Annotated in this window: 9 protein-coding genes; 3 read left to right on the forward strand and 6 right to left on the reverse strand. The window is 46.1% G+C overall.

What is annotated here, in order from left to right; genetic code table 11:
- Positions 1 to 21: 21 nt before the first annotated feature.
- From P8X24_RS11325 to P8X24_RS11345, 5 genes are all read right to left on the reverse strand, one after another.
- Complete coding sequence (locus P8X24_RS11325) at positions 22 to 663, reverse strand: DUF4097 domain-containing protein (RefSeq protein WP_372916312.1); 642 nt, start codon at positions 661 to 663, stop codon at positions 22 to 24.
- Between the two features lie 4 nt (positions 664 to 667).
- Positions 668 to 1972, reverse strand: coding sequence for a hypothetical protein (locus tag P8X24_RS11330; RefSeq protein ID WP_372916314.1), 1305 nt, complete (start codon positions 1970 to 1972; stop codon positions 668 to 670).
- Positions 1965 to 2375: a metalloregulator ArsR/SmtB family transcription factor gene (locus P8X24_RS11335; protein ID WP_372916316.1), complete on the reverse strand. Its 411-nt coding sequence runs from the start codon at positions 2373 to 2375 to the stop codon at positions 1965 to 1967. Before P8X24_RS11335 ends, P8X24_RS11330 begins: the two co-directional genes overlap by 8 nt.
- Before the next feature lie 155 nt (positions 2376 to 2530).
- The gene (gene asnB / locus P8X24_RS11340) at positions 2531 to 3976 is read right to left on the reverse strand and encodes an asparagine synthase (glutamine-hydrolyzing) (protein ID WP_372916318.1); all 1446 of its coding nucleotides are present in this window, start codon (positions 3974 to 3976) and stop codon (positions 2531 to 2533) included.
- A 265-nt stretch (positions 3977 to 4241) separates the two neighbouring features.
- Positions 4242 to 4637 (reverse strand): 30S ribosomal protein S8e, encoded by a 396-nt coding sequence (locus P8X24_RS11345; protein ID WP_372916320.1) that lies wholly within the window; start codon positions 4635 to 4637, stop codon positions 4242 to 4244.
- Positions 4638 to 4762: 125 nt separating this feature from the next.
- On the opposite strand from P8X24_RS11345, the gene P8X24_RS11350 reads away from it, so the two are divergent.
- Positions 4763 to 6496, forward strand: a complete 1734-nt coding sequence (locus P8X24_RS11350) for an ABC transporter ATP-binding protein (RefSeq protein WP_372916322.1) — start codon at positions 4763 to 4765, stop codon at positions 6494 to 6496.
- A complete protein-coding gene (locus P8X24_RS11355; RefSeq protein WP_372916324.1) occupies positions 6486 to 8204 on the forward strand; it encodes an ABC transporter ATP-binding protein in 1719 nt (572 codons plus the stop codon). Before P8X24_RS11350 ends, P8X24_RS11355 begins: the two co-directional genes overlap by 11 nt.
- A gap of 159 nt (positions 8205 to 8363) precedes the next feature.
- Here P8X24_RS11355 and P8X24_RS11360 read toward each other — a convergent pair whose 3' ends face one another.
- Positions 8364 to 8552 (reverse strand): nucleotidyltransferase domain-containing protein, encoded by a 189-nt coding sequence (locus P8X24_RS11360; protein ID WP_372916326.1) that lies wholly within the window; start codon positions 8550 to 8552, stop codon positions 8364 to 8366.
- A gap of 128 nt (positions 8553 to 8680) precedes the next feature.
- Between P8X24_RS11360 and P8X24_RS11365 the strand changes: the two genes are divergently transcribed.
- The gene (locus P8X24_RS11365; RefSeq protein ID WP_372916328.1) at positions 8681 to 9853 is read left to right on the forward strand and encodes an ATP-binding protein; all 1173 of its coding nucleotides are present in this window, start codon (positions 8681 to 8683) and stop codon (positions 9851 to 9853) included.
- Positions 9854 to 9940: the final 87 nt, after the last annotated feature.

Consider the following 9940-nt stretch of genomic DNA (forward strand, 5'->3'; position numbering starts at 1 on the left):
CAAGTAAAGAATTAAAGAAAGCTAGAACCTCTCAACAACCACGCTCCCATTCACGGTGGAAACTTTGAGCTTGAACTCACCATCCTCGAAGTCATCCACATGAATCCTGCCATTGACCGCGCTGGCTATAACTGTAACATCGCAGAGATCGCTCAGCCTAATCCTAACGCTCCCGTTCACGGTGGAAACTATTCCATCTCCCTCCATGTCCTCTATGTCAAGGCTTATTGAGCCGTTTACCCCGGAAACTTTTAGATCTTCAGCTAAGGCTATGCTTCCGGAAATTCTCCCGTTAACAGTAGAAACTTCCGATACCCTGGCCTCCTTTAGTATTATCGAGCCGTTGACCGAAGTTACTTTTCTAGCCTTCGCTCCCTCTACGAGTATAGTCCCGTTTACGCTTGACGCAGTAACTGAAACACTCTCTGGAACTTTAACGGTTATGTCCGCCTTCCCCTTTAGATCCTTACTTATTATTCCAAGGATTTTCTTCTTCCTGGGTTCCTCCTTGATTATTAGCGTTTCACCTTCCCGCTTAACCTCCACGTCACACTCACCCTCTATTGTGTACTTTACCTCAACGAAGTCCCCTTCATGTTCCTCTACCGTTATCTTGCCGTTGACTCCAGAGATGATAACCCTCTTAACGTCCTCAAATATCATCCTCTCACCCCAGGAACTTCATTAGCTCATCCAAAAGCTCCTTAACCCTTCTGTTCAGCCTCGCCTTATCCACGCCAAGTCCCTCAATGACGTCCTCGCTCTGCTCCTCTACTATTTCCTTGGCCTTCTTGAGAACGAGCTTGAATGCTTCCTCGCTTCTTATCGTGTGTATGCTGTCCCCAATCCTTATCTTTACCTTCCCGTCCCTTGCCGAGATTATTGCGTCCTCTATCCTTATCTTCGCAGAACCTTTTCCAACGCTTATTGAGATGTCTCCAGAGGAAAGGGAGACGTAGTTGTCTCCAACGGTCAGCTTTTCGCTACCGCTCCTGTACGTTACCTTGTTCCCAACTATCTCTATCTTAAATTCATCCGTAACTATGCTCATCCTGTCATCCACTTTTGTGAGCTGGAACCCGTTGCCAAGCTCCCTTATCGTGAACATCTCACCCCTTATCTTCCTGGGCCTGCCCTCATGTATTTTTATTGGGCCGATTCTTACCTCTTCACCTTCTGGAGTGCTTATGACCTCAAGGAAGGGTAGCTTAACGTACTCAAAGCCCTCTCCTTCGTACACTTTCAGGAAGCCTAAATCAATTACCGACTCAGTCTTACCCTCGTATATTCTTGGGGAAAGCATCGAGCTTACCGTCTCAACAAAGGCTGGGTTCGGGCTTACTTTCCTTCCCTCTAAGTTTAGTCTCGTCCATATCACCGTTGGCCCTATCAGCCTCTTCCTGACGGTTCCTATCGGAGTTTTAACCTCAACCGTGACGTCTCCTTCGATTGCCCACCCAACTCTTTTCTTCCCGAACTTTATCGGGTATGCTTTCCCATCCCCCTTCACTACTACTCCATCATATGTGAGGCCAGTGAACTCGTAGGCTTTTCTCTCCACCTTAGGGGTGATATTTCGTCCCCTCCTTATGGGAAAGTCAAACCTTGCCACCAGTAATCCGGCTATACCTAAGACTATGGAGTAAGCTAGGGCCTTCTTTGCTGTAATCGTGAATCCATGAAGGACTAACTCTGAAGGCAAACCGAGCCATCCTCCCACGAAAATAAACAATGCCACTATGAAGAATGCCTTAGCTACTGCAAACACTATTCCACTGAGAGTTATTCCGAACCATTTGCCTACGCCAAGAAGCTCTATTATGAATATCAGCGCAATTATTACCCAGGCAATTTGCTCGTTGTATCCCTCTAAGCCAAGCCACCCTCTAAACACCCAAACCACTAATAGAAGGGCAGCTACCCCTTTCAGGAAGTTCCTAACCCTAAACCTTAATCCCTCATCTTCAAACATTTTCCTCCACCTCTTCCAGGGCAGACAATATCTCCAATATCCTGAGGAATAGCCTACCGTCTGGAGTTATCTCGTACTTCTCCCCCTTCCTCACCATCCTAGTTTTCAAGAGGAGCTTCAAGTGATGGGAAACGGTTGGGCTCTCAACACCTAGGGCTTCCTTAATCTCCTTGAAGCCCATGGGCCTCTCCGATAACATTTTCAGGATCCTAATTCTATCGGGATTGGCAAGAGCCTTTAACGTCTTTGCTGCTTTCTCCTCGTCAAGTTCCGGAAGTGTTTCGAGCTTTCTCTTCAGCCTTGCCTTTATTGAGAGCATAACTTCATCTATTGGATCTATCCTCTCCTCAAGCACCTCCAATCTTCTCTTCAACTCCTCAAGTTGCCTCCTCAGATCCTCCATGATACCACCAGATACAGATTTTTGTAGTATAATTTTCTATACCTACATGGAGGCATAGGTATATAAAAATTTATCTCTCTATGTAATAGCAGAATTAATGAGTTGTTTAATTGTATAATTAAAGAAAAAGCGTCGGTTCTGGAGGACTATCATCATCACTCAGAGCCAATCCCTCTCCTCATCCGCTCAAACAGATGGTCAGCGAACTCCCTAAGTCCCATCCCCCTTGATTTGGCTATTTTCTCTAGCAACTTTTGAGAGTTACTCCCATACTGCATGGCCTTTTTCTCCCTGTAGGCTACATCCACAGGGAGCCCCATATCCACGGCTACCTCCCTCAGAATCTTTTTCCTAATTCCTTCACTTATCTTCTCGTTCAAGGGCACGTTGAGTGCCAAGATGGCAAATGAAAGGTCAAGGTAGGGAAACCTAACCTCAACGCCGTTAAGCATCGAAACCTTATCATCCCTGGCCAAATTCCTTTCGGCAAGTGTTTTAAAGTCTTCAATCATTAGGCCAGGATTATTTAGGTACTTTGCATATCCTCCGAACAGTTCATCCGCCCCTTGTCCGCTTAATAGAACCCTAATCCCATCTTCTCGTGCCAATTTAGTTGAGAAGTATAGAGGGATGGCTATGGCAATGTTCATAGGATTGGGATCTTCTACAGCGAACGCCACCTTCTCAAGCTCGGCTTCAACTTCTTCCCGCGAGAAGATATATTCCTTAAGTGCAAGGCCAAGCTCCTCGGCAACTTTCCTTGCCCATTCAATGTCTTTACTGTCCTCGGTTCCGGCAGTGTAAAGCACAACCTTCTCCGAGAAGTTTGATGCAAGCAGAGCTATTAGCGAACTATCGAGACCCCCAGAAAATAGAACGCCAAGTTCATCTCGACTTCTAAGCCTGACGGAGTTGAGAAGGAGATCCTTGAGACCCTCACGGTATGCTACTCCCCAAGTTTTAACATCAAGGGGATCAAACACCTTCCACCTTTTTATTCCTTGATTCGATATCTCCATGACTTCCCCAGGATTTACGGGAATTGCTTTCTCTCCAAGGGTCCACAGAACTTTCTTTTCAGATGCAAAGTGACCGTTCGGAGAATAATAGAGGGGTCTTATTCCAATTGGATCCCTGAAGAGGTAGATTTTATCCTCATACTTAAAAGCCACAGCATAATCGCCGTTAAGCATTAGCATGGCCTTCTTAACGGCGTCCTTTGGGTGCAACCCTCTATCATATATAAGGTACTCAAGGAGCCTAAGTATTACCTCACTGTCAATGTCACTCTCAAAGCTTAGCCCTCTTTCAATTAGAAACTCCCTAAGGTAAGCGTGATTGTATATCTCTCCATTATGAACTAGAATAATATCATTGTAGAAAGGCTGAGTGTAACTCTTTGATCCAGTAATGGCCAACCTACACTGTATGAGAACAAATTTCCCACCTCTAACTTCCCTCACATCCTCAAAATTGCTTGATTTTAACACAAAGCTATCGCTCCAAACTCCGAAAGAATCAGGTCCCCTATGCCTACCTCTCTCTATCATCGTAATTATATCCCCTGCCGACAGTGATATCCCACCTGCTATGAGGCACATTGCACTTTAGAGGTAGATTTAAGGTGTAAAAACCTTAGCACTTCTCACATGGATTAGTATTTACCGTTTGTGAAATATTCATGAACCCTTGTTCACGATCTTAACCTTGACCTCTACAATTTTTCTACCCCATACTCCCCAGAAGACCTGAGTGTAGGCCAACCAAACACAGCTTCATAAATCTCCTTTCCCTTCCCAAGAAGAAAACCACAAACCTCAATGTTTGCCCTTTATAGATTTTGGGAGAACGAGAGAAAATCGAAAATCACTCAATAGTCTTCTCCTCGAGAAGGATAGCGTTAACGACACCATCCTGGCCGGGCCTTGAGGTAACCTTGGCCTTTCCTAGCTCGGTCTCGATTATTGCTCCCCTGGTGATGATGTTCCTCCTCGCGAACTGCCTGTTTGCAGGGTTCTCAATGACCCTTATAATCCTAACCTTCCTACCCTTACCGGTCTTGTCAAAGACGTTCGCGTAAGCTGCAGCCATCAATCTAACCTTCCTATTTCCTCCATAGGTTCTTATGATCTTTCTTTTGTCCTGCTCAGCAACCCTTGTGTTGGCGGGCTCCCTACCAAGTTCCCTCTTCCTCTTCTTCCTCGCAAGTACAATCCTCCCACCTGAGGGCTTCCTAAGTGATCTTCCCTGCCATATCGCCATTTAATCTCACCTCGCTATTCGGCATTCCAATGAGTCATTTATAAGCTTTTTGTGCCACTTATTATTTTGGTTTAGATAGTCATCTAATCGATAAATATTTATAGAAACGAAATGAATGTATCAACATGGACTCAACTAAGCAGTTTATGAGGATCCTGGGGTACCTCAAGGGATATGAACTCGAGTTTGGGATAGCTATGGTCTTAGTAGTTTTAATGGCCTATACAAATGGAGTTATTCCAGTTCTAATAAGGAACGCGATAGACAAGGGGATATCCGCGAAAAACTATGATGCTGCAATAAGGTACGCCCTCCTGATAATCCTTGCCGGAGTTTTGAATGGAGCCTTCAGCTTTTCAGCCCGCTACCTCCTAACGAAAGCATCCCAGCATGCGATCTACATGATAAGGATGGATGCATTTAGGGCAATTCAGAGGCACAGGATGGAGTTCTTTGATAAAACTTTCTCAGGCCAGATAATAAGCAGGATAACCAATGACACTGAGAGGATAATGGCCTTCCTATCGTTCAGGCTGAGGATGCTCGTCTACTCGTCATTCTTGATCCTCATATCCCTTTACTACATGCTCAGGATGAGCGGAAGGCTGACGCTCGTTGCTGTTGTGACGATAATCGTAGTTGTAATGATAAACATGACCTACATAAAAAAGGTAAGGCCAATTTACGACAGCATAAGACACCAAACCGGAGTCCTTGCATCGCTGGTGACCGGGGCGATAGCGGGTATAAAGACGATAAAAGCCCTCGCATCTGAGAGTTACGCACTCTCAAAGTTTGACGAGGACAATGAAAAGTTGTACTCTCTAAACGTTAAGGCCACCAAGATAACCTCCATCTACGGTAATTCTCCATTCCTCGTTCTCGGGCTTTCAATGAGCGCGATGTTCTACTATGGAGGCAAGGGGATAATAGCGGGAACTCTAACCGTGGGAGAGCTTACAGCTTTCCTTACTTACATGCTTACCCTAATGTGGCCCTTGAGGGCCCTCGGCTTCATAATAGGGGACATGCAGAGAACCTTGGCTGCGGCATCGAGGCTGTTTGAGGTCATAGATTCTGCCCCTGAAAGCGTCGATGCTCCCGATGCTATAGACCTTGATAATCCCAGGGGAGAGGTTGAATTCAGAGATGTGTGGTTTACATACGAGGCCACCGGGAGGACGGTGCTCAAAGGCGTTAGCTTCAAGGTGAAGCCTGGAGAAAAGGTTCTAATAACTGGGCCTCCAGGATCAGGGAAGAGCACTATACTTAAGCTAATAGCAAGGCTTTATGAGCCCCAGAAAGGTCAAGTGCTAATTGACGGTGTAGATGTTAGTAAGATAAAGGTTAGCAGCCTCAGAAAGATAGTAGCCTACGTTCCCCAGGAACCATTCATATTCAACAGGAGCATAAAGGAGAACATAGCGCTCGCAAAGCCGGATGCAAGCATGGAGGAAATTGTGAAGGCAGCTAAAGTAGCGAAGATACATGATTTTATCTCTTCGTTACCTAAGGGCTACAACACGGTCGTTGGAGAGAAAGGTATAACCCTCTCCGGCGGGCAGAGACAAAGGCTGGCGTTAGCTAGGGCAATGCTCCTTAATCCAAAGATAGTCCTCCTCGATGATCCCGTGTCAAATCTAGATCTAGAGACCGAGAGGAAACTCGTCGAGGATCTGAAGGACATTCTGAAAGATAAAACTGCCCTAATAGTCTCTCAAAGGCCTTCTTTGGCGAGGATCGTCGATAGGGTAATCGTCCTGAAAGACGGGAGGATAGTAGAGGAAGGGGATCCAGAAGAGCTACTCAAAAGGGAGAGCATTTTCAGAGAGCTCGTGGGTGGTGGGTATGGGGGATAAGTCCCTCTTCCTGAGGTTCCTCAGGGAGGCATTATCACAAAGAAGTATCCTGGGGATAGCTGTTGTTGCAATAATAGGCTCAACCCTGGCGACGCTTGCCTCTCCCTACCTGCTCAGGGTGGCAATAGACCACTACATAATCCCTAGAAAGCTTGAGGGATTGCCCTTCATCGCTACACTCTACCTCTTGGCCTTAGTCGCCCAGTGGTTCTTCACGACGCTTCAGACCTACTACACGGAGATGCTCGGTCAGAACGTGCTGAAAAGCCTTAGGAGGCAGCTGTATGAGAAAATTCTCGTTTCAAACTTGGACTTCTTCAAGAACAGATCTACTGGAGATTTGGTTTCAAGGATAATAAACGACACAAACATGGTGAACGATATACTCGTCTCGGGCCTGCTGGGAGGGATAAGCAGTATACTGAGCATAGCCGGAATAATAGCTGCAATGCTCTTCCTAAGTCCGAGGCTGACCTTAGCAACGCTCCTGAGCGTCCCGCTAATGGTTGTAGTGGCTTACTACTTCGGGGGCAGAATGAGGAGGGCCTACAGGGAGACCAGGGAGAAGGTCGCGAAGATTTCAAGCATAGTTGAGGAGAGCGTTTCCGGGATAGAGACGATAAGGGCATTTGGAAAGGAGAAGGACGTTGAGAAGGAATTTTCTAAGGCCTCACTCGAAACTGTGAAAGCATACCTGAGGGTTGCAATATACATGGGCCTCTTCTGGCCCCTCATGAACATTACAAGCTTACTCTCGGTAATAATCGTGATAGCCTACGGAGGTTATCTAGCGTACAAGGGCGCGGTGAGCATAGGCGTTGTTGTAGCTTTTGTCCAGTACGCTCAGAGGTTCAGGGGGCCTATAAACAACGTTGTGAGCATGTACGACAGCCTTCAATCAGCATTGGCAGCCTTAGACAGGATATACGAGATAATAGATGATGAGAACGTTGAGAGCTACGAGGGAATTGAAGTTGAAAGGCTTAATGGGGAAATAAAGTTTGAGAATGTATGGTTCGAGTACGAGAAAGGTAGGCCGGTTCTGAAGGACGTCAACTTGGAAATACCAGCGGGGAGCAAAATAGCCCTCGTCGGCAAGACTGGAGCTGGAAAAACGACGATAGCGAACCTAATCATGAGGTTCTACGACCCCACGAGGGGAAGAATCCTATATGACGGAATAGATGGGAGGAGAATAAGTAGAAAAAGCCTCAGGAATAGAATAGGCTACGTCCCCCAGGAAACCTACCTCTTCCCTGGGACGATAATGGAGAACATCCTGATAGCAAATCCTGGGGCAAGTAAGGAGGATGTGATAAGGGTCTGCAAACAGCTCGGCATCCATGAGTTCATAATGAGGCTCCCTAAGGGCTATGACACTCCGGCCGGAGAGGCAGGGAAACTACTTTCCCTGGGGGAGAGGCAGCTGATAGCAATTGCTAGGGCCATGCTTAAGGATCCTGATATAGTAATTCTGGACGAGGCACTGTCAAGCGTTGATCCCAAGACGGAAAGGCTGGTTCAAGAGGCAATGCTTAAGCTTATGGAGGGAAGGACGAGCATAATAATAGCCCACAGGCCGGGGATACTAAGGTACGTCGATAAAATAGTGGTTATTCATGACGGCAGAATTGCAATGGAAATTCCTGGGGGCAGGGAGATTAATCTGGAGGGTGTAATTCGGGGGTTAGAGGAGATGGAGGTTTAAATTTTTTCCATTGTAAATCTTAAGATCATTTTTAAGTTCGAGTTATTCCTCATCGTAGGGGATGCCCTTACCTTCTTTAGCCAGAAATTTAAGGAACTCCCACTTAGTGAGACCTGCTAACCTTTGGATATACAACTTTCCCTTCAATTAGGGCAGTTTTTATAAAGCTGTCTTCCCTTTGACAATTTCCATAACATCATCAAAATTGACGTTACCAACAACGAGCACATCTATATCGTAGTCTCCTCTCGCATAGGATCCAAATAGCACGATACTTTCAATAGAGTCACCAAACTTATCCTCAACTCTTTTTATGAATTCTCTAAGGGCTAATGCTTTTTTCTCCATGGGCTATCTCCTCCAGTCTTTGAAGGAAACGTTCTACATTTAATAAAGTCACCATCCGTTCAGTAATGAGAAATTAGAGTTCTCAACATTTATAAATATATGAGAACTAGAACTTCTCAGGTGTCAACATGAGGCTTGGAGATCTAACTTACATGAACCCATGGTGGGAGGGAAGAGAGGATTACCACGTGAGACAGTGGAGAAGGCAAAAGATCCGCTGGTGGCCGAAATGGATTGATAGGATTTCTCTTGAATCTTTTTCACTAAACTTCGTCCTCGGTCCAAGGCAGGTCGGAAAAACAACGGGGATAAAGCTTTTAATTAAGAAGCTTTTGAAAGAAAATCCTCCAGAGTCAGTCCTATATATCAACGTTGAGATTCTTCCAGACTACAGGGAGCTTTCGACCCTGCTAAAGGAGTTTCACGAGGTGAAGGAGAAGGAAGGGATTAGACAGGGCTACATCTTTTTGGACGAAGCCTCATCACTTGAAGGTTGGTGGAGAGGAGTTAAGCCACTAATCGATGCAGGTCTTTTGGACAATGACGTTATTACCATTACAGGATCGAGCTCATTAAAAGTAAAAAGGGACGTCGAGATGTTCCCAGGAAGAAGAGGAAAAGGAAAAACACTCGAGGTGATGCCCCTCTCCTTCAGAGAGTACACCGAGGTAATGGGGCTCAAAAGACCGGAACTTCACCGAGAGAAAACCCTGAAGCTATTTGATGAGTACTTGAGAACAGGCGGCTTTCCTGCTTCACTTAACGGTCTTCCAATGGACGATCTTCTCGGGGCTTACCTAGGGGAGTTCATAAGGTTTGGAAAGAGCCTCGAAATAGCTAAGGAGGCATTTTATGCGATCATTGAAAGCGCTCCCTCCGCAACGAGCTATAGGGCATTAGCTAGCATGACTTCAGGCTATTCCTACAAGGTAATTCAAAGCTACGTGGAGCTCTTCCAAGAGCTATACATCCTTGGGACGGCATACCTGAAAGAAGGAAACAGGATAATGTACAGGAAGGAGAAAAAGTTCTTTTTCAGGGATCCTCTTTTGGCTAGGCTTTTCTCAGCATGGAGCGGGGCGGAGCTAAGGGAAGAGGCAATTTACGAGTGGGTTGTTCAGGAGCATCTGTACCGGAAGTATGGGGAGGTCTATTACTACAGGAACTCCTATGAGATTGATGCAATCGCGGGGAACATGAGAGTTGAGGTAAAGGCTGGGAAGGCCCACAGGAGGTATCCTAGGGAGGTTGTGGTACTCGAGAAGGAGGATGTGCCTTTCTTCTTGCTGGAGCTTTCTTAGGAGTTTACCGTGAACCGTTTCCTCCTGCACCTACTGTCGTTGCAAACACTGGCTAATCACTATCAAGGAGTTTTTGTGGTGCGGGAG

The organism is Pyrococcus kukulkanii, from assembly GCF_041647995.1.
Taxonomy (GTDB): Archaea; Methanobacteriota_B; Thermococci; order Thermococcales; family Thermococcaceae; genus Pyrococcus.